This is a genomic window from Undibacterium sp. SXout7W (assembly GCF_049339385.1).
GTDB lineage: Bacteria > Pseudomonadota > Gammaproteobacteria > Burkholderiales > Burkholderiaceae_D > Undibacterium.
In genome coordinates, this window is the sequence record NZ_JBMPPF010000016.1 from 97609 (window position 1) to 123635 (window position 26027).

Below are 26027 nucleotides of genomic sequence, written 5' to 3' on the forward strand. Positions count from 1 at the left end.
TTATTCTGCTATTCATAGTCTGTAACGGATGGTGGCATCCTTATGCCGGGATTCTAATGACGGAATCCATTGGCATCTAAAAATTCACTGACCAGCGGCTGCCAGATTTTCATCCCCGACGCAAACAGACTGTGACCATCTTTGGCGAATGGAGGTAACAATTTGTAGTCGGCTTTACCACCCGCCTTCACAAAAGCGGCATGCCATGCCTGACTGTACCTTGGTGAAAAATACTGATCGTTTTCGGTATAAATCCAGAGCATCGGCGCTTTGCTTGTTTCGCCAAACGTGGCGTACATTTTTTCCAGCTTATAACCCTCACATGGCTCCCCCGGATGTCCAGCCGGATCACCACCCGAGCCACCAGCAAAATTAATCGCCGCCATCAGACCGGGAGGATTTTTCGCTGTGGTTGCCACCGTACTGTAGCCACCAACAGACTGACCAACGATCACAAGACGACTGGCGTCAACAAATTTTTGCTGACGGGCATAGTCGAGTACCGCCAGAATTTCTGTACTGGCAGCTTCTGCCATCGGCGCATAATTTTTGCGGTTACAAGCGCCGCTGTCTTCAGGATCAGGATCCGTCCCCATTTCACCATAACCAATACGGGTCGGTTCAAACACCGCAAATCCACGCTGGACGAAATATCGTGCCTGCTGGGTATATCGAAAACGCGGCGGCTCTGCCCGGTTAGTAGCACTGCGGCCATGATTCAGAATCAGGATAGGAAAAGGCCCATCGCCGTCCGGCTTGAATTGCGTGATCACGACCTTGCCTGTCACCTTGCGGCCAAAAAAATCATTCACGCTGACATCAATGCTGGTGACTGATTCATGTATGTCCGTTGCATAACCTGGTGCAACAGGGGGGGCAGGGAGTGTAGGGGCGGCAAGAAATATCGGCTCTGCGGACAATACAGAAGAACAAAACACAGCAGACGATAACAAGCCCAGGCAGACGACAAACGGGGAGAGCTTCATCATCTTACATCCTGAAAATACCGAATTTCGCATCCGGAATCGGCGCATTCAACGCGGCACTCAGACCCAGAGCAAGCACCATGCGGGTATCGGCCGGGTCAATCACACCGTCATCCCACAAACGGGCGGAGGCGTAATACGGATGTCCCTGATGTTCGTATTGCTCTTTAATCGGTTGCTTGAACGCGGCTTCTTCTTCCGCGCTCCAGCTACCGCCTTTGCCTTCTATGCCATCGCGCTTGACGGTCGCCAATACGCTGGCGGCCTGTTCGCCACCCATGACGCTGATACGTGCATTCGGCCACATCCACATGAAGCGTGGCGAGAAAGCGCGGCCGCACATACCGTAATTACCGGCACCGAAACTGCCACCGATAATCACAGTGAACTTCGGTACATTTGCTGTCGCTACGGCCGTCACCATCTTCGCGCCGTTACGTGCAATGCCTTCATTTTCGTATTTGCGTCCGACCATGAAACCGGTGATGTTCTGCAAAAACACCAGCGGGATTTTGCGCTGGCAGCACAACTCAATGAAATGCGTGCCTTTTAATGCGGACTCAGAAAACAAAATACCGTTATTCGCAATGATACCGACCGGCATGCCGTGAATATGCGCAAAACCGCAGACTAAGGTCGTGCCATAGCGCGCCTTGAATTCGTCAAAATGGCTGCCATCGACAATCCGCGCAATCACTTCACGCACATCGAAAGGCTTGCGCGTATCAACCGGAATCACACCATACAATTCGCTGGCCGGATACTTCGGTTCTTCCACTTCTTTCAGCACCACGGTTTGTGGCTTCTGGCGGTTCAGATTCGAGACGATGGTACGCGCCAGCGACAGCGCATGGGTATCGTTTTGTGCCAGATGATCGACCACGCCCGACAAACGCGTATGCACATCACCACCACCGAGGTCTTCGGCGCTAACCACTTCACCCGTTGCGGCTTTGACCAAAGGTGGGCCACCGAGAAAAATCGTGCCCTGATTTTTGACGATAATGGATTCATCACTCATCGCCGGTACATACGCGCCACCAGCGGTGCAGGAACCCATCACCACTGCGATTTGCGGTATGCCTTTGGCCGACATCGTTGCCTGATTGTAGAAGATGCGACCGAAGTGATCGCGATCCGGGAACACATCATCCTGATTCGGCAGATTCGCGCCGCCACTATCGACCAGATAAATGCATGGCAGATTATTTTGCTCGGCAATCTCTTGTGCACGCAAATGTTTTTTGACGGTCAGCGGATAATAGGTGCCGCCCTTGACGGTCGCGTCGTTACAGACAATCACGCATTCATGCCCTGCCACGCGGCCTATACCGGTGATCACACCCGCCGACGGCGCCGCATCGTTGCCGCTTTTTTCTTTGTACATGTCGTAGGCCGCAAGCTGGGAAAATTCCAGGAATGGCGTACCGGCATCCAGCAGCATTTGCACACGATCGCGCGGCAGTAGTTTGCCGCGTGCCAGATGTTTGTTGCGTGCTTCGTCTCCGCCACCCAGCGCGATTTTTTCTATTTTTGCTTTCAGATCATCCACCACTGCCTGCATCGCAGCGGCATTGGTTTTGAAATCATCGGAACGTGGGTTCAGTTTGGATTCTAGGATTGTCATTATTTGGATTCCGGTATTGATTTATTTTTGAGGAAAGCTGCCATCGACATACAACCATTTGCCGTCATATTTCACAAAACGACTGACTTCGTGCAGGCGGTGCGCTTTACCTGCAATTTTGTAGCGGGCGACAAATTCCACGATGGCCTGATCGCCGTCCTGCTGATGTTTCCTGACTTCCAGCCCCAGCCAGTTGGTGGGCTCGTCATGGGTAATGCGCTCCGACGGACAAGTACGCTCGTCCCAGGTGGCGCGTAGATACGCTTCATCATTCAGGGTGTAGGCGCTGTAACGCGAGCGCATCAGCGCCTCCGCTGTCGGCGCAGCGGCCGCACCGCTGAGATACGCACCGCAGCATTGTGCAATTTTTTTTCCTGAACCGCAGGGGCACAGGCTCACTAATTGTTGTACTTGATGACTCATACGATTTTTTTGTTTTCCTTGGCAACAGTCGGTGCACCTGCTGCTTTCCACGCCCCAAAACCACCTTCGATATGGGCGACATTTTCCAGACCCATGTCTTGTAAAGTCTTGGTGGTCAGCGCGCTGCGCCAACCTGCGGCACAAAATAAAATGAATTCCTTGTTCTCACCGAAGACAGGACGGAAGTAAGGCGAATCCGGATCAACCCAGAATTCGATCATACCGCGCGGTGCGTGGAATGCACCTGCGATCACACCTTCGCGCTCCAGTTCGCGGACATCGCGCACATCAATGAACTGCACATCGTCATTATCGAGTTTGGTCAGGGCTTCCGCGACGCTATAGGTTTTGATTTGTGCAAATGCTTCGTCTACTAACTGCTTATAGCCTTTTTTCAACATACTGCTCTCCTCTTGATGCAGAAAAATTCCACGTTTGCTGCCCGATTATTTTTTGATGAATTCAACATTTTTTCTATGCGGCGCTGATCAAAAGCCACCCTGCGCCAGCCAATGTTCGACTTGCGGCAGACGGTCATTGCCCCAGAACGATTCACCATCGACGATAATCCACGGCGCACCGAAGATACCTTTTTCTATCGCCTGCTCACACTGCGCTTTCAGTGCCTGCTTGTAATGCGTATCGTCGCAGGCAGCCGCTGCGGCAGCACCGTCCAGCCCCATCGCGGCTATCTGCGATGCCAGCCAGTCAGTGTCATTCAATGCTGCCGGTCCGGAGAAATACGCGTGTGTGACCTGACGCACGAATTCACCGACGCGCTGCGGTGCGACGTCTTGCAGCCACAGGCACACTCGCGCGGTGTTTTGTGTAGCGATAGGAAACGGTTCCGGCATCACAAATGGCACACCGGCATAGCGCGCGGAACGCAGAAAATCATGTTTGAAATAATCCGCCATCACTGGCGGCCGCATGGTCAGCGGGCTGGAGCCGGTGACTTTAAATACGGCACCCAGCAACATCGGTTTCCAGCTCACTTCACGCCCATGCCGGGCAGCCAGTTGTTCGATAGACTGCGCAGCGATATACGCATACGGTGAGACAAAATCAAACCAGAATTCGACAGGTGCTTTCATCACGGTGTCCTTTTGAAAATGCAGGAGGCTGTTGATAAGGTATACGCTCAGGCCAGTGCGCGGCTGATCAGAATTTTTTGTATCTCTGAGGTGCCTTCGTAAATCTGGCATACGCGCACATCGCGATAAATCCGCTCTACCGGAAAGTCACTGACGTAGCCGTAACCGCCGTGTATCTGTATCGCATCGGAACAGACTTTTTCTGCCATTTCTGAGGCAAATAATTTCGCCATCGCCGCTTCTTTCAGGCAAGGCTTGCCAGCGTCTTTCATGCTCGCTGCGTGCCAGATCAACTGACGCGCAGCTTCGATCTGGGTTGCCATGTCAGCCAGTTTGAATTGCACTGCCTGATGTTCATAAATTGATTTACCGAAGCTGCTGCGGTCTTTGGCATACGCCAGTGCTGCTTCAAATGCGGCGCGCGCCATGCCTACCGATTGCGAGGCGATACCGATGCGACCGCCTTCCAGACCCGACAGCGCGATCTTGTAGCCCATGCCTTCTTCACCGATCAGGTTTTCAGCCGGGATGCGGCAATTTTCAAATAAGATTTGCGCGGTATCGGAAGAATGCTGACCCATTTTATTTTCGAGTCCGGCGACGATGTAACCCGGTGTTTTGGTCGGCACCCAGAATGCGCTGATGCCTTTTTTTCCTGCTGCTTTATCCGTCACGGCCATGACGATCGCGACATCCGCATACTTGCCGCTGGTGATGAATTGCTTGACGCCGTTTAACACGTAGGTGTCACCTTCGCGTTTTGCGGTCGTGCGTAAGTCCGATGCATCGCTGCCCGCATGCGGCTCGGTCAGACAGAATGCACCGAGCATCTCACCTTGTGCGAGCGGGCGCAGCCATTGCTGTTTCTGCGCGTCATTCGCGTACATCATCGCGATACTGCAGACCGGGCAGTTGTTCACGGACACAACCGTTGAGGTGCCGCCATCACCAGCCGCAATTTCTTCCAGCACCAGCGCCAGCGACAGGTAATCCATTCCAGCGCCGCCGAGCTCTTCCGGCACCGCAACGCCATATGCGCCCATCTGCGCCAGTTCTTTTAATTCTGCTGCCGGAAAATGGTGTTCCTTGTCCCAGCGCGCCGCATTCGGCACCAGTTTTTCCTGTGCAAATGCGCGGATCGCGTCGCGGATCATTTCGTGTTCTGCTGTGAGTAACATACTTGGTCTCGTCTTGATTTTGTCTGTTCACCAGTTCAGGCTGGTACCGTTGTAATTAAAAAACTGGCCGTTGTCGTCAGCGCGCAGGCCAGCCAGTGTTTTGCGTATGCCGTGTGCACTGTCCTCCACCGGAAGTTCAGCACCGACGCCGCCCATTTCTGTTTTAACCCAGCCCGGATGCAGCGCCACGCAGATTGCCTGGTGCGTCTGCAAAGAGACATCCTTGAGTACAGAATTCAACGCCGCCTTACTGGCGCGATACAGCCAGCCATGACTGCCGTTACGCTCACTGATGGAGCCCATCATCGATGAAATGACGGCAAGCCGACCACCGGCATTTTCGACCAGCGGCAACACGATAGGAAGAATCCGCATCGCGGCTAACACATTGGTGTGCATCACTTCATCAAACTGTGTGTCATGCGGCGTTTGCAGCCCTGTCGTGCGCGGGCCATACACACCGGCATTCAGAATTGCGACATCGATTTTTTCATCATCCAGCCGCCAGCCAAGTCCACCGCAGTCATTGATATTCGTCACATCCAAAGGCAAGGCCTCGCAACCCTGCTCTTGCAGAGTGGTCAGATCAACCGCCTTACGCGCCGTGGCAATCACACGCCAGCCAGCCGCCTTATATTGCAAGGCCAGTTCGTGACCGATACCGCGTGACGCGCCGATAATCAATGCTGTGGGCATCTTGCTTCCTTTTTATGTTTCCAATCGCATGTCGACGATGTAACTGAAATCTGTATCGACACGTTACCGAGAATAACGGTGCGCGCAGCGCACCCTACGTCTGCAGCTCAAGTGCGCAAGTTCATTCAATATCCGGGATGCAGAGCAAGGCGCAAAACGCAGCAATACGTCGGTATTGCGAGGCTTTGCAACGCCGCTATGCGCCCAGATATTGGATGAACGCAGCGCACACTATTTAAAACAATTCGATGGCCATCGCTGTGCCTTCACCACCACCGATACACAACGATGCCACACCGCGTTTCTTACCTTGTTTTTTCAACGCACCGATCAACGTGATGATGATACGTGCACCGGAAGCGCCGATAGGATGACCGAGTGCACAGGCGCCGCCGTGGACGTTGATCTTGTCGTGTGAAATGCCAAGGTCTTTCATCGCGGCCATCGGCACAGCGGCGAATGCTTCGTTGATTTCAAACAGATCAACATCGGCCGTTGTCCAGCCGGTTTTTTTGTACAGCTTTTCTATCGCGCCGATCGGCGCTGTCGTGAACCAACCTGGTTCCTGTGCATGCGATGCGTGAGCGACGATTTTTGCGATCGGTGTCAGGCCGAGTTCTTTGGCTTTGGACTCGCGCATCAGCACCAGCGCTGCAGCGCCATCGTTGATGGAGGAAGAAGATGCGGCAGTGATTGTGCCGTCTTTTTTGAAGGCTGGTTTCAGAGCCGGGATTTTGTCGAGCTTGGCTTTCAGAGGGCCTTCGTCTTTATCGATCACGACGTCACCACCACGACCGGAAACGGTAACCGGTGCGATTTCCCATGCGAACGAGCCGTCTGCTGTCGCTGCTTGGGCGCGCTTGACGGAAGCAATCGCAAATGCGTCCTGATCTTCGCGGCTGAACTGATATTTGGCAGAACAATCTTCAGCAAAAGTGCCCATGGAGCGGCCTTTGTCATAGGCATCTTCCAGCCCGTCGAGCATCATGTGATCGTAAATCATGCCGTGGCCGATACGATAGCCGCCGCGTGCTTTTGGAATAATGTAGGGCGCGTTGGTCATGGATTCCATACCGCCGGTCACCATCACTTCATTGCTGCCTGCGCTGATGGAATCGAATGCCATCATCGTTGCCTTCATTGCGGAGCCGCACATCTTGGACAAAGTCACTGCACCGGTGGATGTCGGCAAACCCGCTGCCAGCAAGGCCTGACGCGCAGGCGCCTGACCCTGGCCTGCCATCAGGCAGTTACCGAACAATACTTCTTCGATCAGTTCAGGTGCCACACCGGCACGCTCAACCGCTGCCTTGATCGCCACTGCGCCGAGCTGACTCGCCGTCAGGGAAGCGAAATCACTCTGAAATGCACCCATAGGGGTACGGGCTGCGCCAACGATTACGATAGGATCTGTCATGTTTTTCTCCGATGTGTGGATCAGTATGTTGATCAATAATAAGTTGAATGGATTGCTTGGGTTGATGAAAGCAACGTTAATGTTTGCCCTTCAGGGCAGGTAACGAATCGGTATCTGCACTCACTCATGCGGCCCTTCTGCCAGCGTGGCGGGAGTGTTGGGAATGGTGGAAGTATTGGACTTAGGCTGATTGCAAAAACGGATTTCCTGCGGATACGGGAAAACATCGTCAACCTTGCCATCCACAATCCGCTGTTTGCGCAACTGCCAATATTCTGGCGTCAGTAAATCGGCATGATGTTGCATAAAATATTTTCTGACTTTGTCATTGCCGAGCAAGAATGTCCCGAACTGCTCTGGAAAGACATCGTTCTTGGCAATCGGATACCAAGGCTCGGCAGACATTTCATCCTCTTCATTGCGCGGCGTTGGTATCTTGCGGAAGTTGCAATCAGAGATGTATTCGATTTCGTCGTAGTCGTAAAACACCACGCGCCCGTGACGGGTGACGCCGAAGTTTTTATACAGCATGTCACCCGGAAAAATATTCGCGCCTACCAGGTCTTTAATCGCATTACCGTATTCGACCACGCCATGCTCCATCGCTTCGTCGTCGCCACGTTGCTCGGCTTCCGTCAGCCAGATATTGAGTGGCGTCATGCGACGCTCGATATACAAATGCTTGATGACGACTTCTTCGTCATTCACTTCAAGCAAGGACGGCGCATATTGCTGAATCTCTGCCAGCAATTCTTCAGAAAAACGTGAACGTGGAAAGGCTACATCGGAGTATTCCAGCGTATCAGCCATGCGACCAACGCGATCATGGTTTTTGACCAGCAGATATTTTTCTTTAATCAATGCCTTCGTGGTTTCTTTTGGCGGCGGGAAGCTGTCTTTGATCAGTTTGAACACATACGGAAAAGACGGCAGCGCAAATACCAGCATCACTAATCCGCGAATCCCCGGTGCCGCTTCGATGCGGTCTGACGAATAACGCAGATGGTTTAAGAAATCACGATAGAACAGATTTTTGCCATGTTTTTGCAAACCAATCATGGTGTAAATTTCGCTGCGCGGCTTTTTGGGCAAGATGCTGCGAATGAACTGAACGTACGTCGACGGCACTTCCATATCCACCAGAAAGTAGGCACGCGTGAACGAGAACAGCACTGTGATCTGCATGGTATCAAGCAGGACAGTATCAATCACCAGCTCGCCTTTGCGATTATGCGTAATCGGGATCACGAACGGATATTCATCGCTGCCGTTAATGCCCTTGCCGATGATGTAGGCTGATTTATTCCGGTAAAACAAACTGGCAAGAACCTGGATCTGGTAATTCGGCTCCAAACGCTGGTAGCCAAAAGTCTCGCGCAGACGTTCTTCTACCAATGCAACATCGCGGTTCAAATCGGCAAACCGGGCGTTTAACTGAAAATTGGTGATGATGCGTTTGATGGAAAAGGTAAAACTGTCAGTCGCCGGGTAATACACACGATAACTGGGCGGCGTATCTTCGTTTTCCAGATATTCAGTTGACGTCGCGGGGCGCACAAAAATGAAATCATTGTGAAAATAATTTCTGTGCAGCAATTTGGTACAGACCGTATTAAAAAAAGTTTCTGCCAGCTCCGGGCGCAAATGATCAATCAGCAAACCCATGTAATGCAGCTTGACTTCACGCCAGACTTCATCGGTCAGATCTTCCTGCGCATATTCGTCTTCCAGCGTCTGTACACATTCTCTGACACGGATATCGTAATAGGCAATACGCTCACGCGCGGCGATCTGGGCTGTTTTCCAGTCGCCGGTTTCAAAATACTTTTTTGCAGCCTGACTGCTGGCGCGGAACAAGCGGTAATGTTTGTCAAAACCGTCCAGTATCGTACGGGCGATATCAAAAGCAATCTGGGACGACAGCAGCTTAGGGAAGGTGATATGGGGCATAGTAGGGACTCAGGGCAGGTTAAACTGGATTTTCCAGCTCTCTAGTTTATCCAAATCTGCGCCGATTCCCCCACAAACAATGATCAAAGGCCGTTTAAATTGCGCCAGCTCAGGCAATTGCTGATACGCAACAGCCAAAGCGGCACCACATGCCGGTTCTGCCACGACCCGCATGTCATTAGCTAAGGCCAGACAAGCTGCCACGGCCTGTGCATCACTCACCGTCACGCAGCGAATGTCATGCTGGCGTGTCAGATCAAATGCGTGCTGCGCAACGCGCCTGGCGCCCAGCGTACTGGCGATGGAAGTAATCGCTGGCAGACTGACCAGTTCCCCGGCCTGTACCGATGCCTGTAACGATGCAGCGCCCTGAGTTTCGCAGGCAATCACAGGAATATGCCCCAGTCCGTTACGCTGCAACCCCTGAACGATGCCGCTCAACAATCCGCCACCACCGACAGAACACACCACCACATCCATATCGAACACGCCCACCACTTCGTCGATCAGTGTGGCATTTCCATCCCAGATATCGGCATGATCGAATGGTGGAATATAAACAGCGCCCGGTTGATCACACAGTTGCAGCGCTACCTGATTGGTTTCATCCCAGACATTGCCTTCCACCAGCACCGTCGCACCGATGGCACGAATAGCCGCGCGAACGCTCTCGTGCGTGGTCTGCGGCACAAGAATAGTTGTGGGAATACCCAATGCAACACCGGCGACTGCGGCAGCAAAACCCGCATTGCCACCTGAAGGGCAGATCAAGTGCGTCGCTCCTTGTGCGGCCGCACGCTGACACATCAGGCCAATGCCGCGCAGCTTGAATGAACCTGATGGCTGCATATTCTCCATCTTCAGCCAGACTTGCTGATGCAACATGGCGGAAAGTCCGCGATGTTGGAGTAATGGCGTCGTGATGTGCAATCGGTTCATGGGCAGGCAGACAAAGTTTCAGGCAGCGGGGACGCGAAGTTTGACTTGTGGTCCCCATTGTTCATGATGATTTCTATCAGCGGATGTGCAGACAAGCCGCTGTCGGAATTAGCGGGTTTCCGCAAACAGCTCGCGGCCTATCAGCATGCGACGGATTTCGCTGGTGCCGGCGCCGATTTCGTACAGCTTGGCGTCGCGCCACAGACGGCCGACCGGGTATTCGTTGATATAACCATTGCCGCCCAGCGTCTGAATCGCTTCGCCTGCCATCCAGGTGGCTTTTTCTGCTGAATACAAAATAGCGCCAGCAGCATCTTTGCGTAAGGCGCGGATTTGTTCCGGATTGGTAGCACGGTCGCAAGCCTGACCGACGGCGTAAACATATGCTTTGCAGGCCATCATGGTGGAATACATATCCGCCAGCTTGCCTTGCATCAGCTGGAATTCGCCAATCGGCTGACCGAATTGTTTACGGTCATGCACGTAAGGCACAACGGCATCCATACACGCTTGCATGATGCCGAGCGGGCCGCCGGACAAGACGGTGCGCTCAAAATCGAGGCCGGACATCAGCACGTTCACGCCCTTGCCGAGGCCACCAAGCACGTTTTCTGCAGGTACTTCGCAATCTTCAAACACCAGCTCGCCGGTATGCGAACCGCGCATACCGAGTTTGTCGAGTTTTTGCGCAATACTGAAGCCTTTGAAATTCTTTTCGATCAGGAAAGCGGTCATGCCACGTGGGCCAGCTTCCAGATCGTTTTTCGCGTAGACCACCAGCACATCGGCATCAGGGCCGTTAGTGATCCACATTTTGGTGCCGTTCAGCACCCAGCGGTCGCCTTTGAAATCAGCGCGCAGCTTCATACTGACGACGTCGGAACCGGCATTCGGCTCGGACATGGCGAGCGCACCGATGTGTTCGCCGGAAATCAGTTTCGGCAAGTATTTTTGCTTTTGCTCTTCGGTGCCGTTGCGTTTGATCTGGTTCACGCACAGATTCGAGTGGGCGCCGTAGGACAGACCAACCGATGCCGAGGCGCGCGAGATTTCTTCCATCGCGATGATGTGGGCGAGATAGCCCATGTTGGCGCCGCCGTATTCTTCGCTGACGGTCACGCCCAGAATGCCGAGATCGCCCATTTTGCGCCACAGGTCCATCGGGAACTGGTCGCTGCGGTCGATTTCCGCCGCACGTGGCGCGATTTCGGCGGCGGCAAATTGTTGAACGGCTTCACGCAAAGCGGCGATATCGTCGCCATGATCGAAAGTTAAACCTGGGAGATGCAGCATGTCGTCCTCACTGAATTAGTAAATGGCCTGGTGTTTGCAGAATGACTATCTGATGGATAGTTTATTTTTTATCGATGACAAATAAGGTTTGTTGCATGATGGCGCAGAGTTTTTCCTTGCCATGTTGTACCGCAAATACTTCTGCGCTGGAAACGACCAGCGTTTTTCCTGTCTTTAATACTTTCCCTCGCGCAATCAGCGTATCGCCGATGCCGGGTGCGACGATGTTGATTTTGTATTCCGCAGTTAAGCACTCACTGACTGGCATCAATAACGTATTCGCGGCATAGCCTCCGGCTGCATCCGCAATCGTGCCGATCACACCACCATGAAAATAACCATGTTGCTGGCTGACGACAGCGCTGAACGGCAGGCTGATCTCGCAAGCACCGGGAGTGATGCTGGTGAGACGGGCATCCCATGCCATCAATGCGCCCTGAGCATTAAAACTTTCGAGCAACGTCAAGGCGAGCTTATGATCCAGCGCTGCCTGTGCAGCAGTGCGGGATTCTGCCGCCTTGGCAGTATCAGATGGGTTGGTTTGATTGCTCATAAATACCTCCGTCAGTGAGGAAAGCGATTGCAGATGAAAATAATACGTCTAATTGACGTTTACGTAAACGTCAATTAGCGGCCATCTCACGAGTTTTTAAGAGATTCAGCCAGTTTTGTCGCCAGTGATGCATCATCGATACAACATTGACTCTGCAATGTTGCCAATACAGCACCGCCATGTTGCTCACCTTGCCTGCGGCGCATCATGAGCTGCATCCTGAATAACGTCCTGAGTGACGTCCTGAGCAAGATCTTGAGTAACATCGCGAACTGCTTCCTGCGACTCTTCTTTCAGGTTCAGCAAGCGGCGGCTTTCTTCTTCGTGTGCGCTGATTTCTGCCAACATGACTTCGATATCTTCGCGCTGCTGCTCGAGCGAAGCACGGTGTCGCGCCAGCACAACGAGGAAGCTTTGCAACTGCGCGTCGGTGTCTTTGGGCGAACGATACATATCGACCAGGCTCTTGATATCCGACAGGCTCAGTCCCAGACGTTTACCACGCAAGGTCAGTTTCAGGTGCGTGCGTTCACGCGGCGTATAGACGCGGTTGCGTCCGCCGGGGCCTTCACGGGAAGGGCTCAGCAAACCCTGATCTTCGTAAAAACGGATCGCGCGGGGAGTGATGTCGAATTCGCGCGCCAGTTCGGTGATGGTATAAGTGGCCATAAGTTTAAAAAAACACAAAAACGATTTTCTGATTACAATTTGCAATTGACGAATTGACGTTAACGTCACATAGCCTGAGATCGCATTGTAGGCTATTCCGCGCATCGCGTTCACCCAAAAAAACTGAGACCACCATGAATCTTCTTGAACAGCAACTAGACTATCCTTTTGGCGAGACTTTGCCAGACAGCGGTAAAACGATGGAAATCGCCCCCGGCGTGCTCTGGGTGAGGATGGGACTGCCATTTGCCCTGAACCATATCAATCTGTGGCTGCTGGAAGACGAAGTCGAGACAGCGCAGGGACGGCTGCGTGGCTGGACGGTAGTCGATTGCGGTATTGCCAGCGATGCCACGCGCGACGCCTGGGAAGTGCTGTTTGGCGACCTCAGCAACCATCTGCGCGGCTTGCCGGTGGTACGCGTGATTGCCACGCACTGTCATCCCGACCATATCGGACTGGCGGACTGGCTGTGCACGTTGTGGAATGCACCGCTCTGGATGACGGCGGGCGAATATGCGTTTGCCCGCATGATGTCGGCCGGATTACCGGGTGCTGATGGTACGGCGATGTTCCCGCATTTCCGCCGCCACGGTCTGACCGATCCGGCGATGCAGGAGCAGATGCAGGAACGCAAATCGCATTACACCCGGCTGGTGCCAACGGTGCCAACGGCGTATCGCCGGATACAGGAAGGCGTGGATCTGCAGATCAACGGTCAGCGCTGGCAGGTCATCACCGGTTTTGGTCATTCGCCGGAACATGCCTCGTTGTATTGCGCCGAAAAAAATCTGCTGATTTCCGGCGATATGCTGCTGCCGCGCATTTCTACCAATGTGTCGGTGTTTGCGATTGAGCCAGAAGCCAATCCGGTGCAGCAATATCTGGAATCGCTCGACAAATACCACGCTCTGCCAGACGATGTGCTGATTCTGCCATCGCATGGAAAACCGTTTCGCGGGATTCATACCCGTATCACACAGCTCAAGGAACATCATGCCGAACGTCTGGCAGAAGTCGTGGCAGTGTGCAGCACGCCGCAATCCGCCTGCGATATCGTACCGATCATGTTTCGCCGCCCGCTGGATGCACATCAGCTGACCTTCGCCATCGGTGAAGCGCTGGCACATTTGCATCAACTGTGGTTCAGCGGCGTACTGCGACGTGAACTCGGCAGCGATGGCGTTTTCCGCTTCAGTACCGTGGCGGCTGCCTGAGCGGTACATAAGCTCAAAATATACTGAGGGGTGTATATAAAAATCCACCTTATTTTATATGGACGATAGCTTGAAAATAGCATATACCCCCCTTTTTTTAGAAAAATGGAAGAACAGCGACACGTTTCCCAACGGGTGACAGGCATCTTGCGAGTACGCAGCCGTACGCACCATGCCTTGCACCGGCGACGAGAGCAATACGCGCTGGCACGAGCGGTATGCGGCGCGTACTATAAGGAGCCGTCACGCCGCTGGAACGGTATTGCATCACTCCCGTCAGCAAACTCACTTTCAACAAGCTTATGATCACAGGCATCCACTTGCTCCACTTTTTATTCACACCCTCCTCTTCCTTTCAAGGGCAATGCAAGTACGCGGACATGGTGCCGCATGCATAAAACACCTGTCACCACGTATCTGAAACTGGTTGCCGTCGCCTTGTTCTGGGGCGGTACGTTTATCGCCGGACGTCTGGTGGCGAAAGAAATTCCGCACATGATCGCCGCCACCTTGCGCTTTACCGTTGCCTGCAGTTTGCTGCTGCCGCTGGCCTGGAAGCTTGAAGGCGGATTGCCAAAACTCAACCGTCAGCAACTGCACGCGACCTTCGCGCTGGGAGCGACCGGTATTTTCCTGTACAACATCTGTTTTTTTTCGGCACTGTCGATCATGCCTGCAGGGCGCACGGCGCTGTTTGTGGCGCTCAATCCTATCGTGACTGCGCTGGCGCTGGCAGCGTTGTTCGGTGAGCGCCTGGGAACACGTCGCTGGCTGGGAATTGCACTTGCCTTTGTTGGTGCTGCGGTTGTGATTACACGCGGCGATCTGCTGGGTGCGGCACGTGATTTATCGGCCTCTCTGAGCAAAGGCGAATTGCTGATGTTGCTGGCAATCAGCGGCTGGGCTGCCTACACGATTATCGGCAGACATGCCCTGAAGGGCTTATCACCGATTGCCGCCACGACCTACGCCTCATTGTGGGGTCTGTTATTACTGGCATGTGGCGCGATAACAGAATTACCGCAACTGGATGTCAGCCACCTGACCTGGCCGGTACTGGGTGCCATCAGCTATCTGGGCGCCTTCGGCACGGTGATTGGTTTCATCTGGTATTACGAAGGCGTAAAAACGATAGGTCCGGCACGCACTGCGGTGTTTAACAATCTGGTGCCTGTCTTTGGTATCAGTCTGGGTGCGCTGATACTTGGGGAACCGGTATTGCTGTCGATGGTGGTCGGCGGTCTGCTGGTCATTGCGGGCGTGTCGCTGACCAACCGATAATTCGTCAGATGCGCAGATACGCCTATCCCCTCTGCTACCTATGCAATGCAAGCAACATGGGAACATGCAGACCCGTATCAGGTACTGCCTCAGAAGCCCCTCACAGCGATATAAACACCCGCTCTGGTTGCCACTTCAGCCCGTTTTTTGACTGATAAAAGTAAACATGTGGCGGCTATCAAGCAACTGATGCAAAAAAACTGACGCAAAAAAAAATCATCCATTCCAGCAATAGATACTGGAATGGATGAAGCATGAAACTGGATTATTTCCCCGCCGCCAACAACTCAGGTACTTGTTGATTTGTCGATATATTCATGCATTGATGCTTGATGCATTGATATGGCGACGGATCATTTCGTATCTGCGTTGCTGGACGACAAAGGCGCTGTTCAGGCGCGCTGATGGCTCAGATCAGAATTTTTTCCACAACTTGGCAAAATACGAACGTCCGCCCAGACCAAACTGTACGCTGTCGTAGTAAAAGCCGTTATCGGTTTCATTCGGATCCTGGCGGCTAGGCTTCACATCAAACAGATTATTGACGCCCAACGTCAGTTTCGTGCTGTCATTAAACGCGTAAGTGAGTGCGGTATCGGCCGACGTTTTTGGCGCGTAATAAGCATTTGGCACGCCAGCGGCGGTACCGGAGAACGTACCCAGAGTCTGCGGACCATAATGAATGATCTTGAACTCGCCAGACCATGGGCCCTGATCGTAATCAAACGTCAGCGTGGCTTTCATCCGTGGACCACCCTGCTCGATAAACAGGCGTTCGCGTTCCGACAGCAACACGTCTTCATAGCCTTTCAACGATGGCGGTGCCTGCACTTTAGTGACTTCCGTCTTGCTGTAATTCAAGCCCAGATAGGTGGATAACTTGCCCGCACCCAGATTCATTTTATGCGATGCGGTGATATCAACGCCCTGAGTTTTGGTGTTAATCGAATTCACAAAGAACTGTGCCTGACCAACGCCGAGCGCAGACAAGTTAGTTGCCAGCGCCGGATAGTTGTTGGCATCAAAACGGCCAGACAACACGATACGATCGGCAATATCAATCCGATACAGATCAGCCGTCATCGAGAACGTATTGCTTGGTTTGAACGTCAGGCCAAGCGTGTAGTTTTTCGATGTTTCCTGTTTCAGCTTAGGAATACCTGCTGCATTTGCCACGGCACCACCGTTCGGTGCCAGTACCACATCCATAGGTACGCCGGCGATGAAATCGGTAAATGTCGAAGAGAAATACACTTGCTGCAACGATGGCGCACGGAAACCGGTACTCAGTGAGCCGCGCAGATTGACTGTGTCGCTTGCTTTATAGCTGGCGGCCAGTTTGCCGGTGAAGGTAGAGCCAAAGTCACTGTAATGCTCACCACGCACGGCGGTCTGTACTTTCAGGCGGTTCGTGACATCGGTTTCGATATCGACATAGGCTGCCAGGCTGTTACGGCTGCGATCGGTGCGGTCACCGGGCTGGAATCCGGGGAAACCCTGACTGCCGCCATTGCCGCCAAAACCGATTCCATCAACGTCATTGTAGGAACCCGGTTCACCAGCGAAAATCTTGTAATTTTCACGGCGATATTCACCACCGAATGCGACGTTGACGCCATTCATGAAGCCATCAAAGAAGCGACTGAAATCCAGATTCGTGGTTGCCTGTGAGAAGGAAAATCCACCCGCATTAAAACGGCTCGGGCTGATTCCTTTGCCGCCGGACAGCAAGTCCTTGTTGGCAATCGACGCATTGAGGGTATTGCTGATGTCGTACTTCATGTCATTGAAGCCATACGTCTGCGACAGATCGGCATGCCATTCACCGATTTGCCAGCGATATCCTGCCGTACCATAGATATCGTTAATGTCTGCATTAATATACGGCACAAATCCATTCGGATACATCGCGGCTGAATTACGGGCAGGCACGTCGGAAGTGCCAACGCCATCCCTTGCCCATGCAGCCGACGAGGCGCGACGCTGCTGGTTACCCAGAGTGAAATAAAATTTATCGTTGCCGCCATTCGGTACTTCGCCATTCAGATACACCGTCGGGCCTGTGACTTTGGTGTCACCTATCGTACGCGGGTTACCGGGATCGGCACGGTTGGAACGCCCACGATCTGTGTATTCTGCGGTAATGCCGATCACACCTTTTTCACCAATTTTGATACCGCAGTAAGCAGATGGCAGATAGTTTTTACCATCGCCCACCGAGTACTGACTGTAACCAAAACTGGCTTCGCAACCCAGTGATTTTTTCAGGCTGATATCAATCACACCGGCAATCGCATCCGAGCCATATTGCGCTGCTGCACCATCACGCAAGACCTGCACGTTGGAAATCGCCATGACCGGAATCGCATTCAGATCAGTACCGGTATTGCCACGATTGCGCGCACCAAACAAATTCACCAGCGCTACCGTATGACGGCGCTTGCCATTGACCAACACCAGTGTCTGATCCGATCCCAGGCCACGCAAGGCCGCGGAATCCACCAGATCGGCACCATCAGCACCGGTCTGACGGGTAGAGTTAAACGATGGCGAGATATTGGCCAGTGTCTGTGCCAGATCGAATTGCCCGCCTTGTTCTGCGGCTTTGGAGACCGAGATAAAATCAATCGGCAACGGTGTATCTGTCGCGGAAGCATTGGCACGGCGCGAACCGACAATCGTCATGGTCTGCATTGGTGCGTCGGCAGGTTTGTCCGCAGCGGTGGAAGTGGATTGTGCAGCGACGATGGATGGTGTCACTGCGGCGGTGGAGGTCAGCCCGTATAGGGCAAGCAACACGGCTCTGCGCATGGTGGTCATAGGTGTCCTTGGAAATGATTTAAACCAATGTAATTGGCATGCCTGCAAGTATCATTCCCGCCGAAACAGGGTGTCAATCAAAGCCTGATTCAGAACAGATATTTGTCAGAAATCGTCGTGATTTAGTCGCTAATTTACGACTATTTTTCGCAAAATTGCCTTATCGCAAATGCTTGTCTCATCAAGGATGAACGCTGATGGATGACATGGCTGAAGAGATGACTGGAGGACTTCAGCCCGGTATTTGTTCAATGATGTTCACATTCATTTTCACGTTTGTGTGTACGTTTGTGTGTACGTTTGTGCATGAGTACATGCACCATCGGAGTGATGAGGGAATTGATGTTGCAACTCCCGCAGATAACGGATGCCCGCAATCGCCCGGCTGCCATACCAGGAAATCATTTCACCGTCGAGCAAGCAGACCGGCTTGCCGAGTTGCTTTTCCAGTGCGTCGGCATGGGCTTCGGTAAAACGATATGGCTCCGTTGACAACATCACCATCTCTATCTGTTGCAAGGGGGTGCTGTCCCAGCTAAACACCGGATAGCGTTCGGTACGCTCCGGCGGTGACCAGGTTTGCCATCCCGCCAACGCCAGCATATGAGAAATATAGGTCTGCGACGATACGGTCATCCAGGGATCTTGCCAGATGCAATACAGCACCCGGCTGAACGATGTTGGTGCTGGCAACTGTGCCAGCTCTTCTTCCAGCCGGCCGCACAGCTGTTCAGCTGCCGCTGATACCTGAAAAATCGCCCCCAGCAAGCGGTACAAGGCAAGATTGTCATGCGGACTCAGAGGATGCGTCACGATCACATGCGGAATCGATGCGGCCAGCAGCTGAACCGTTGGTTTTTCGTTTTCATCCACATTGACGATCAGATGCGTAGGCGCGAGCTGGCGGATTTTTTCACTATTGACGTCTTTGGTACCGCCGACTTTGGGAATCGCGGCCACCACGGACGCTGGGTGGATGCAAAAACCGGTACGCCCGACCATATACGGTGCCAAGCCCAAGTCACACAATAACTCGGTAATGGAGGGGACAAGACAAACAATACGCGGTGTGGTGCTGGCGACAGCATGTACCGTTCCCAGTGCATCGGTCAGAACAGCGTCAGATGGCAAATGGGTCTGCATTATTCAGCTCCGGGCTGTGGTTTTTGCGCCGCATCCTGATCAGCGGCGCGTGCTTTGTGGGGGGCGCGGGAAAACACAGCGTCGTACACCGCGTTTGGCAATACACGCAATAATTTTGCGACAACGCCCATCTGCCACGGAATCACGCGGTAAGAGTCCCCTGCCTCTATCGTTTTCACAGCTTGCTGGGCAAAATCTGCGACCGGCATCAGAAAAGGCATGGGATAGTGATTGATCTGCGTCATCGGCGTATCAATATAGCCCGGCGCAATCGTCACCACACGAATGCCACTGCTTCTGAGTTCTACCCGCAACGACTCGCAATAACTGATCACTGCCGCCTTGGATGCGCTGTAAGCACCCGCACCTGGCAAACCACGGATACCTGCCACACTTCCTATCCCAACCAGACGACACGGCTCTTGGCCGGCGTAGGTTTTCATGGCGTTGATGAAGGGCGAAAATGTCGCAACGGTTGCCTGTAAATTGGTCTGCAATACACGATCAAATACAGCAATATCTTCGGCCTGCTCGGTCAGCGTCCCCACAGAAATACCAGCGTTGGCGACCACCACATGCACCCGGTTGACCGTCTGCATAAAATCGGTAGCAGCGGCCTGCAATGCCACCCCATCGGTCACATCAACTACATAAACGCGATGCCGTTCAGGATGAGGTAAGCTCTGGCGCAATGCTTCCAGCTTATCGCGACGACGTGCCAGTAATCCCAGCGTTGCGCCTTGTGCCGCATAGGCTCTGGCCAGTGCTTCACCAATACCGGATGAAGCGCCTGTAATAAAAACGTTTGTCATCGTATCGTCTGCCTCAATGATTGAACCCGGTGTCTGGCAAGGCTGCCAAAAAAAATCCGCCATGAGCAGGCGGATTTTTCAGCAGCAAAGGGATATTGCCTGTTTACTGGGATTTCTTGATTGCCAAGTTTCTAGGTTTCTAGGTTGCTATTCGTCTGTCTGTCTTATTTTTTGACAGGAACGATATTTTTTTCTTTTTGTATTTTAGCAATCAACACGTCCATGACTTGCAGTACCGCACGATTTTGCACGTCTTCCTGTACGCGTCCCATGGTCGCCACTGCTTGCACAGGGGAAGTGATGTAACGGCCATCAATCGCGATCATCGGCACGCCGTCCACCTGATACGCTTCTGATTGTTGCGCAAAACGCTTCAGCTTGCTCTGAATCGTGAAGGAGTTATAGATATCCGTAAATTTTTGCTTGTCCAGACCGGATTTAGTCACGAAGTCCATCACGTCGGCATCATTGGCCAAACGATTACGCTCAATATGTACTGCGTTGAATACCTTGATATGAAATTCGTCGATTTTACCCATGGCTTCCAGCGTCAGATACAGTTTCTGTTGCGGAATCTGGTCACGGAAATTGACATGCACACGCTTGAAAACAATATTGTCACCCTGCTTTTTCACCCATTCAGCAATCAATGGCTCTAGCGCATTGCAATGCGGGCAAAAATAACCAAAAAACTCAATGACTTCAATTTTTTTACCTGACTCGGTCGGCTGAGGCTGGCTCAAGACTCTGTACTCCGCACCAAGTTGCGGTGCGGTCGGTGTCGCACTGACGCCAGACGCCAGCAGACTCAAACCAACGACCAAGAACATTCTACGTACTGCCTGACTGAATAAACGCATACATGATTCCTTTTTCGATTATTTAACGGTGCGTACGACCGCGACATCCACACTATTCTCTGACAACTTACTACGCATTCGGTTCATTGTTTCTACCTGATTGAAGGGACCGATACGAACACGGTACATGGTGCCGGTGTCAGAACGTTTTTCTGTCACTTTGGCTTCAAAACCGATCAACGCCAGCTTGGCTTTGGCACTTTCAGCGTCAGACTGCTCTTTAAAAGCGCCGGCTTGCAGGAAATAAATATATTTGTCGTCCGTGCCATCCGTTTTGGCAGCATCCGCTGGCTTGTCGCCAGATTTGTCCGCCATCGCCTTATCAATCACGACCTTGATATCTTGCTTGGCCTCTGCTGGCTTGGCTGGCGCCACTGTGACTGCGGGTGCTGGTACGGCTGGGGCATCGGCAGTCGCGGGCTTATTGGCCTCTTTATCAGCCGCCTTGTTATCCGCATTGCCGTCTTTGACAAAATCCTTGGCAGCATCTTTCGCCGCATCGCGATTACTGTACAAAGGTTTGTTAGGATCCTGCAACTGCGTCAGCGGCAGGTCTGCTTTGTCGGACTTGCCGCCTTTGTTGGTGAATGGCGTGGAAGACTTGGTAATCAGCATAGCGACCGCAATCGCAATACTGAGGCCAATGACCAGACCAATAATCATCCCAGTCAGGGTACTACCCTGCTGGCGCTGCAAACGGGATTGATGTGCTTTCATGCGTCTCCGGCGGATAAAGTGTTACATCTTGTTCGGTGCTGACACGCCGATCAGGCTCAGACCATTGCGGATAACCTGGCGGGTGGCCAGCATCAGCGCCAGACGCGCCAGCTTGGTCGCTTCGTCGTCAACCAGCACGCGCTCGGCGTTGTAATAGCTGTGCAGTTCACCGGCCAGATCACGCAGGTAGAAGGCAACCTGATGTGGGCCGAGTTCGTCTAAGGCTTTTTCCAGCATTTCCGGATATTCCGCCAGCTTGGCCAGCAGGCTGGCTTCGCGTGGTGCGGTCAGCGGCGACAGATCGACTTGTGCCAGCGGCGCGAACGCTGCTTCATCGGTCGCATATTGCGCCAGTACCGAGCAAATACGTGCATGTGCATACTGCACGTAGTAGACCGGATTTTCGTCAGACTGGGCCAATGCCACATCCACGTCAAAGACAAATTCAGTATCTGCCTTACGCGAAATCAGGAAGAAGCGTACCGCATCACGGCCACGTACTTCATCGCCATTACCCGACCATTCGATCAGATCGCGTACAGTCACGTAGGAACCGGCACGTTTGGAAATTTTAACTTCGGCACCGTCCTTCATGACCGTCACCATTTTGTGCAGGACATAATCCGGGAAGCCCTGAGGAATACCGACGTTCAGTGCCTGCAAACCTGCGCGTACCCGGGCGATGGTGCCGTGGTGATCGCTGCCCTGAACATTGATAGCCTGGCGATAACCACGTTCCCACTTGGTGACGTGATAGGCAACGTCAGGCACAAAATAGGTGTAAGTGCCATCTGATTTTTTCATCACACGGTCTTTATCGTCGCCGTATTCCGTAGTTTTCAGCCACAGCGCGCCATCCTGCTCATAGGTCTTTCCGGCAGCGATCAGCGCCTGCACTGCGGATTCGACTTTACCGTCGCTGTACAAAGAAGATTCGAGATAATAGTGATCGAATTTCACGCCAAAAGCTTGCAGATCCGTATCCTGTTCACGACGTAAATACGCCACTGCAAACTGACGGATAGAGTCGATGTCATCTGCATCGCCGCTGGCGGTGGCTGGTACGCCATCACTGGCTGCGACGGTTTTCTTGTCCAGGAAATCGCGTGCGATTTCAGCAATGTAATCACCGTTGTAAGCAGACTCTGGCCAGTTCGCGTCGCCAGGCGCGAAGCCTTTGGCACGCGCCTGTACCGACAACGCCAGATTGCCGATCTGTACGCCGGCATCGTTGTAATAGAATTCGCGGGTAACGTCGAAACCCTGTACATGCAGCAGTGCCGCCAGCGCATCACCCAGCGCGCCCTGACGACCGTGGCCTACATGCAAAGGGCCAGTCGGATTGGCAGACACAAATTCCACCACCACTTTTTTACCGGCACCGCGTGCGCTTTGACCAAATGTTGCAGCTTGCTGCAATACAGTACGCACGACTGATTGTTTAGCTGCAGTGGCCAGACGGATATTGATGAAGCCAGGTCCGGCGATTTCGACCGCAGCGATTAAAGGATGTTGCTGTGCTTCGATGTTGGCAACGATCTGGGTGGCCAGCTCACGTGGATTTTTGCGCAAAGGCTTGGCAATCTGCATGGCGATATTACAGGCAGCATCGCCGTGCGAAGGATCACGCGGACGCTCCAGCAGGATGGCAGGTTGCAGATCACTTCCTTCCAGCAGAGGAGCAACAGCAGTTTGCAAAAGATTCAGTAAGTCTTGTTTTTGTTGAGCTAACATGGCGCAGGGTGTTTATTGCATATTGGCAATAAAACTAAATATGGACAGCGGTCATTATACTGTCTCCCCTGCGCCATGTCCGTCCTGACATCATTTCCAGCAAAGCAGAAAGCAGAAACACTGCATTCGTATCCTGCTTTTTCATATACTGATTACCTGTACAACAACAGACAATGGATAACACGAAGAAAATGGCACAGCCTCAAAAGAGGCTATTGAGCAGAGATATCAAGCCGCTATCAGCGTTGCGCTGTTATTCGCTTGTTTGTACATGTGCAGAATGCGTGCCATGTTGCCAAGAAAAATACCGCTGAAAATCCCAAACAACACGCAATTGACCAACATAAACACGATATCCTGACGAATAGGTGGATGCACGACCAGAGCCACGTTGACTGCATATTTGAGGAAAAAGATCGCCATCATCAGTAACATCGGCATCCAGCTTCCACGTAAGAAGACCATCTTAGTTTCTGGCGACATGCGCACCTGATTTATCTGAAAACGATTCCACGCAAACACGATGCCCATGCCCAACGCAATCAACCACGCCAGCAGGCTTTCCGGACTGCCGCCAAACGATGTCAGGATGCCCTGAAAAGATAAGATCAACATGACAACTGGTATAACAACGATTCTTTTAATCTTCACTTCTCGGTCTAAACTGGACATAAAACCTCGATAGACCAGAAAACCGAGTATGACCCAGACAAAAACCGGTGTATTGCTGATAATTTGATGGAACATGATGATCTCCTTGTGAAGGTGAAAGTGCTGCGATGTAAGAAGTATTCCCGATAAGGACCTCATGTACGATACAGATGCGACGAGTGGCAGATTCTGGTCGCAGAACTTGATTTTAAGAGCGTGAAGCGTGGGTGCGGGCGTGTAGAATGTCAGGTTTTCTTCACCTGGATACACTATGTGGTTCAAGAATCTGCAAGTTTTTCGTCTTACATCCCCGTGGCAGATCAGCGCTGATGAGCTCAATGCGCAATTATCTAAAATTTCGTTTTCTCAATGTGCATCCAATGAGATGCAAAGTCAGGGCTGGGCATCTCCGCGCAATAACGACATGCTGGTGCATACCGTTAATCAGCAATTTCTGCTGGCACTGGCTACCGAAAAAAAATTACTCCCATCCAGCGTGATCAATCAGGTAGCCAAAGCACGCGCACAGGAAATGGAAGAACAGCAAGGTTTTGCGCCTGGTCGCAAAGCAATGAAAGAGTTAAAGGAAAGAGTGACAGATGAGCTGCTGCCACGCGCCTTTGGCGTCAGACGTAATACCTTCATCTGGATTGATCCCGTCAATCGCTGGCTTGTGATTGATGCATCAAGCCCATCACGTGCCGATGAAGTCGTCAAATTGCTGCTGAAATGTTGCGATAAGCTGCCGCTGGAGGGACTGCGGGTGAAATCATCACCACAAGCCTGCATGACCAGCTGGCTGGCTGGAAACGAGGCTCCTAAAGGTTTCACCATAGACCAGGATACCGAGCTGAAATCCTCAACAGAGGACAAAGCCACTGTTCGCTATGTGCGCTACACCTTAGAACCTGAAGACGTCCAAAAACATATTGCGGCAGGAAAACAATGCACCAAACTGGCGATGACCTGGGATGACCGTATCAGCTTTATATTGACCGATACCTTGACGATTAAACGTATCAAGCCTCTGGATATTCTTGATGAAGAGAAAGACAAAGGCACCAATGAAGAAGAACGCTTCGATGCAGACTTTATGCTGATGACCGCCGAACTAGCAAAAATGCTGGATGATATTGTGTTTGCGCTCGATGGCGAGATGGAAACGTCAACAGTAATCTGACGGTTCAGCAACTACAATCTTCAACTCCAATTTCTATAAAAATCCCTGTCTTTTAAAAGACAGGGATTTTTTATGTCCATCCAATTAAATTACGGTAAGAGATTAAAGAATCATCTGGATAGACGCTGTTTCAAGCTCAAGCGCTATCTGAAATCACTATTCCATCTACACGCATTCATCAAAAACTCTGCGATAGTGGCACTGACTTATTCGACAAAATAATGCTGAGCTTCGTGACGCATAAGTAAATAACTGAATTGGACTGAAAATCACATAAAAAAACGCCGCAAGTCAAAAACTTGCGGCGTTTTTCATTTACTGGCGGAGCGGACGGGGCTCGAACCCGCGACCCCCGGCGTGACAGGCCGGTATTCTAACCAACTGAACTACCACTCCGAAACTACTTAATCTGTACTGCCATGTTTATCTGTGGTGGGTGCTGAGAGGCTCGAACTCCCGACCTACGCCTTGTAAGGGCGCCGCTCTACCAACTGAGCTAAGCACCCATATTCTTGCTTAGTCAGACAAACATCTAACGCTGTGTCACCAACGTCAACAGAAGCAATATTATAGTCTAACATCAACTTCTTGTCTAGAGTTTTAATTAGTTTTTTCGCCTAATTTCAGCGAAAATACCTTTAAAAAACTAGTACTCTCACTTAAAAGCAAAACCCCCCGTTACGCTGGTAACGGGGGGTTCGCAGAATACAAGCCTGACGATAACCTACTTTCACACTGGTTGCAGCACTATCATTGGCGCAGAGTCGTTTCACGGTCCTGTTCGGGA

25 protein-coding genes and 2 tRNA genes are annotated in these 26027 nt (G+C 52.2%); 3 read left to right on the forward strand and 24 right to left on the reverse strand.

Going from position 1 to position 26027, the window contains the following annotated elements:
• Positions 1 to 53 precede the first annotated feature (53 nt).
• The 14 genes from ACO0LB_RS15120 to ACO0LB_RS15185 all read right to left on the reverse strand — a co-directional run bounded on the left by ACO0LB_RS15120 (position 54) and on the right by ACO0LB_RS15185 (position 12825).
• Positions 54 to 989, reverse strand: a complete 936-nt coding sequence (locus ACO0LB_RS15120; RefSeq protein WP_423050491.1) for an alpha/beta hydrolase family protein — start codon at positions 987 to 989, stop codon at positions 54 to 56.
• 1 nt (position 990) lies between these two features.
• Positions 991 to 2613, reverse strand: a complete 1623-nt coding sequence (locus ACO0LB_RS15125) for a carboxyl transferase domain-containing protein (protein WP_423050493.1) — start codon at positions 2611 to 2613, stop codon at positions 991 to 993.
• A gap of 21 nt (positions 2614 to 2634) precedes the next feature.
• Entirely contained in the window at positions 2635 to 3036 is a 402-nt protein-coding gene (locus ACO0LB_RS15130) for a YchJ family protein (RefSeq protein WP_423050495.1), read from the reverse strand.
• The gene (locus ACO0LB_RS15135) at positions 3033 to 3437 is read right to left on the reverse strand and encodes a rhodanese-like domain-containing protein (protein WP_423050497.1); all 405 of its coding nucleotides are present in this window, start codon (positions 3435 to 3437) and stop codon (positions 3033 to 3035) included. The genes ACO0LB_RS15130 and ACO0LB_RS15135 overlap by 4 nt, the downstream gene beginning before the upstream one ends.
• Positions 3438 to 3524: 87 nt before the next feature.
• The gene (locus ACO0LB_RS15140; RefSeq protein ID WP_423050499.1) at positions 3525 to 4130 is read right to left on the reverse strand and encodes a 2-hydroxychromene-2-carboxylate isomerase; all 606 of its coding nucleotides are present in this window, start codon (positions 4128 to 4130) and stop codon (positions 3525 to 3527) included.
• Positions 4131 to 4177: 47 nt separating this feature from the next.
• On the reverse strand, positions 4178 to 5308 hold the full coding sequence (locus tag ACO0LB_RS15145) for an acyl-CoA dehydrogenase family protein (protein ID WP_423050501.1): 1131 nt from the start codon (positions 5306 to 5308) through the stop codon (positions 4178 to 4180).
• A 27-nt stretch (positions 5309 to 5335) separates the two neighbouring features.
• The gene (locus ACO0LB_RS15150; protein WP_423050503.1) at positions 5336 to 6004 is read right to left on the reverse strand and encodes an SDR family oxidoreductase; all 669 of its coding nucleotides are present in this window, start codon (positions 6002 to 6004) and stop codon (positions 5336 to 5338) included.
• 235 nt (positions 6005 to 6239) lie between these two features.
• Positions 6240 to 7421: an acetyl-CoA C-acetyltransferase gene (locus ACO0LB_RS15155; RefSeq protein WP_423050505.1), complete on the reverse strand. Its 1182-nt coding sequence runs from the start codon at positions 7419 to 7421 to the stop codon at positions 6240 to 6242.
• Positions 7422 to 7541: 120 nt separating this feature from the next.
• Positions 7542 to 9371 carry a bifunctional isocitrate dehydrogenase kinase/phosphatase gene (gene aceK, locus ACO0LB_RS15160; protein ID WP_423050507.1) on the reverse strand — a complete coding sequence of 610 codons (1830 nt, stop codon included), beginning with the start codon at positions 9369 to 9371 and terminating at the stop codon, positions 7542 to 7544.
• 9 nt (positions 9372 to 9380) lie between these two features.
• Complete coding sequence (locus ACO0LB_RS15165; protein WP_423050509.1) at positions 9381 to 10310, reverse strand: pyridoxal-phosphate dependent enzyme; 930 nt, start codon at positions 10308 to 10310, stop codon at positions 9381 to 9383.
• Between the two features lie 108 nt (positions 10311 to 10418).
• Complete coding sequence (locus ACO0LB_RS15170) at positions 10419 to 11603, reverse strand: isovaleryl-CoA dehydrogenase (RefSeq protein WP_423050511.1); 1185 nt, start codon at positions 11601 to 11603, stop codon at positions 10419 to 10421.
• A gap of 61 nt (positions 11604 to 11664) precedes the next feature.
• Complete coding sequence (locus ACO0LB_RS15175; protein ID WP_423050513.1) at positions 11665 to 12156, reverse strand: PaaI family thioesterase; 492 nt, start codon at positions 12154 to 12156, stop codon at positions 11665 to 11667.
• A gap of 86 nt (positions 12157 to 12242) precedes the next feature.
• Positions 12243 to 12365 (reverse strand): hypothetical protein, encoded by a 123-nt coding sequence (locus ACO0LB_RS15180; RefSeq protein ID WP_423050515.1) that lies wholly within the window; start codon positions 12363 to 12365, stop codon positions 12243 to 12245.
• The gene (locus ACO0LB_RS15185) at positions 12343 to 12825 is read right to left on the reverse strand and encodes a MerR family transcriptional regulator (protein WP_423050517.1); all 483 of its coding nucleotides are present in this window, start codon (positions 12823 to 12825) and stop codon (positions 12343 to 12345) included. Before ACO0LB_RS15185 ends, ACO0LB_RS15180 begins: the two co-directional genes overlap by 23 nt.
• 134 nt (positions 12826 to 12959) lie before the next feature.
• Between ACO0LB_RS15185 and ACO0LB_RS15190 the strand changes: the two genes are divergently transcribed.
• The gene (locus ACO0LB_RS15190; protein WP_423050519.1) at positions 12960 to 14042 is read left to right on the forward strand and encodes an MBL fold metallo-hydrolase; all 1083 of its coding nucleotides are present in this window, start codon (positions 12960 to 12962) and stop codon (positions 14040 to 14042) included.
• Positions 14043 to 14139: 97 nt separating this feature from the next.
• Here the strand turns inward: ACO0LB_RS15190 and ACO0LB_RS15195 are convergent, their stop codons facing one another.
• Positions 14140 to 14358: a hypothetical protein gene (locus tag ACO0LB_RS15195; protein WP_423050521.1), complete on the reverse strand. Its 219-nt coding sequence runs from the start codon at positions 14356 to 14358 to the stop codon at positions 14140 to 14142.
• Positions 14359 to 14432: 74 nt separating this feature from the next.
• Between ACO0LB_RS15195 and ACO0LB_RS15200 the strand changes: the two genes are divergently transcribed.
• Entirely contained in the window at positions 14433 to 15323 is an 891-nt protein-coding gene (locus ACO0LB_RS15200; RefSeq protein WP_423050523.1) for a DMT family transporter, read from the forward strand.
• A gap of 414 nt (positions 15324 to 15737) precedes the next feature.
• Here ACO0LB_RS15200 and ACO0LB_RS15205 read toward each other — a convergent pair whose 3' ends face one another.
• From ACO0LB_RS15205 to ACO0LB_RS15235, 7 genes are all read right to left on the reverse strand, one after another.
• Positions 15738 to 18143, reverse strand: coding sequence for a TonB-dependent receptor plug domain-containing protein (locus ACO0LB_RS15205; protein WP_423050525.1), 2406 nt, complete (start codon positions 18141 to 18143; stop codon positions 15738 to 15740).
• A 270-nt stretch (positions 18144 to 18413) separates the two neighbouring features.
• Positions 18414 to 19286, reverse strand: a complete 873-nt coding sequence (locus tag ACO0LB_RS15210) for a helical backbone metal receptor (protein ID WP_423050527.1) — start codon at positions 19284 to 19286, stop codon at positions 18414 to 18416.
• On the reverse strand, positions 19286 to 20098 hold the full coding sequence (locus ACO0LB_RS15215; protein ID WP_423050549.1) for an SDR family oxidoreductase: 813 nt from the start codon (positions 20096 to 20098) through the stop codon (positions 19286 to 19288). Before ACO0LB_RS15215 ends, ACO0LB_RS15210 begins: the two co-directional genes overlap by 1 nt.
• 164 nt (positions 20099 to 20262) lie before the next feature.
• Positions 20263 to 20958 carry a thiol:disulfide interchange protein DsbA/DsbL gene (locus ACO0LB_RS15220; protein WP_423050529.1) on the reverse strand — a complete coding sequence of 232 codons (696 nt, stop codon included), beginning with the start codon at positions 20956 to 20958 and terminating at the stop codon, positions 20263 to 20265.
• A gap of 18 nt (positions 20959 to 20976) precedes the next feature.
• On the reverse strand, positions 20977 to 21675 hold the full coding sequence (locus ACO0LB_RS15225) for an SPOR domain-containing protein (RefSeq protein ID WP_423050531.1): 699 nt from the start codon (positions 21673 to 21675) through the stop codon (positions 20977 to 20979).
• A 21-nt stretch (positions 21676 to 21696) separates the two neighbouring features.
• Entirely contained in the window at positions 21697 to 23409 is a 1713-nt protein-coding gene (gene argS / locus ACO0LB_RS15230; protein WP_423050533.1) for an arginine--tRNA ligase, read from the reverse strand.
• Positions 23410 to 23637: 228 nt separating this feature from the next.
• Positions 23638 to 24156: a DUF6622 family protein gene (locus ACO0LB_RS15235; RefSeq protein ID WP_423050535.1), complete on the reverse strand. Its 519-nt coding sequence runs from the start codon at positions 24154 to 24156 to the stop codon at positions 23638 to 23640.
• 175 nt (positions 24157 to 24331) lie between these two features.
• Between ACO0LB_RS15235 and ACO0LB_RS15240 the strand changes: the two genes are divergently transcribed.
• The gene (locus ACO0LB_RS15240) at positions 24332 to 25240 is read left to right on the forward strand and encodes a recombination-associated protein RdgC (protein ID WP_423050537.1); all 909 of its coding nucleotides are present in this window, start codon (positions 24332 to 24334) and stop codon (positions 25238 to 25240) included.
• A 319-nt stretch (positions 25241 to 25559) separates the two neighbouring features.
• Here the strand turns inward: ACO0LB_RS15240 and ACO0LB_RS15245 are convergent.
• Both ACO0LB_RS15245 and ACO0LB_RS15250 read right to left on the reverse strand, forming a co-directional pair.
• Positions 25560 to 25636 (reverse strand) — tRNA-Asp (locus ACO0LB_RS15245).
• A 34-nt stretch (positions 25637 to 25670) separates the two neighbouring features.
• Positions 25671 to 25746: transfer RNA gene (locus ACO0LB_RS15250), tRNA-Val, on the reverse strand.
• Positions 25747 to 26027: the final 281 nt, after the last annotated feature.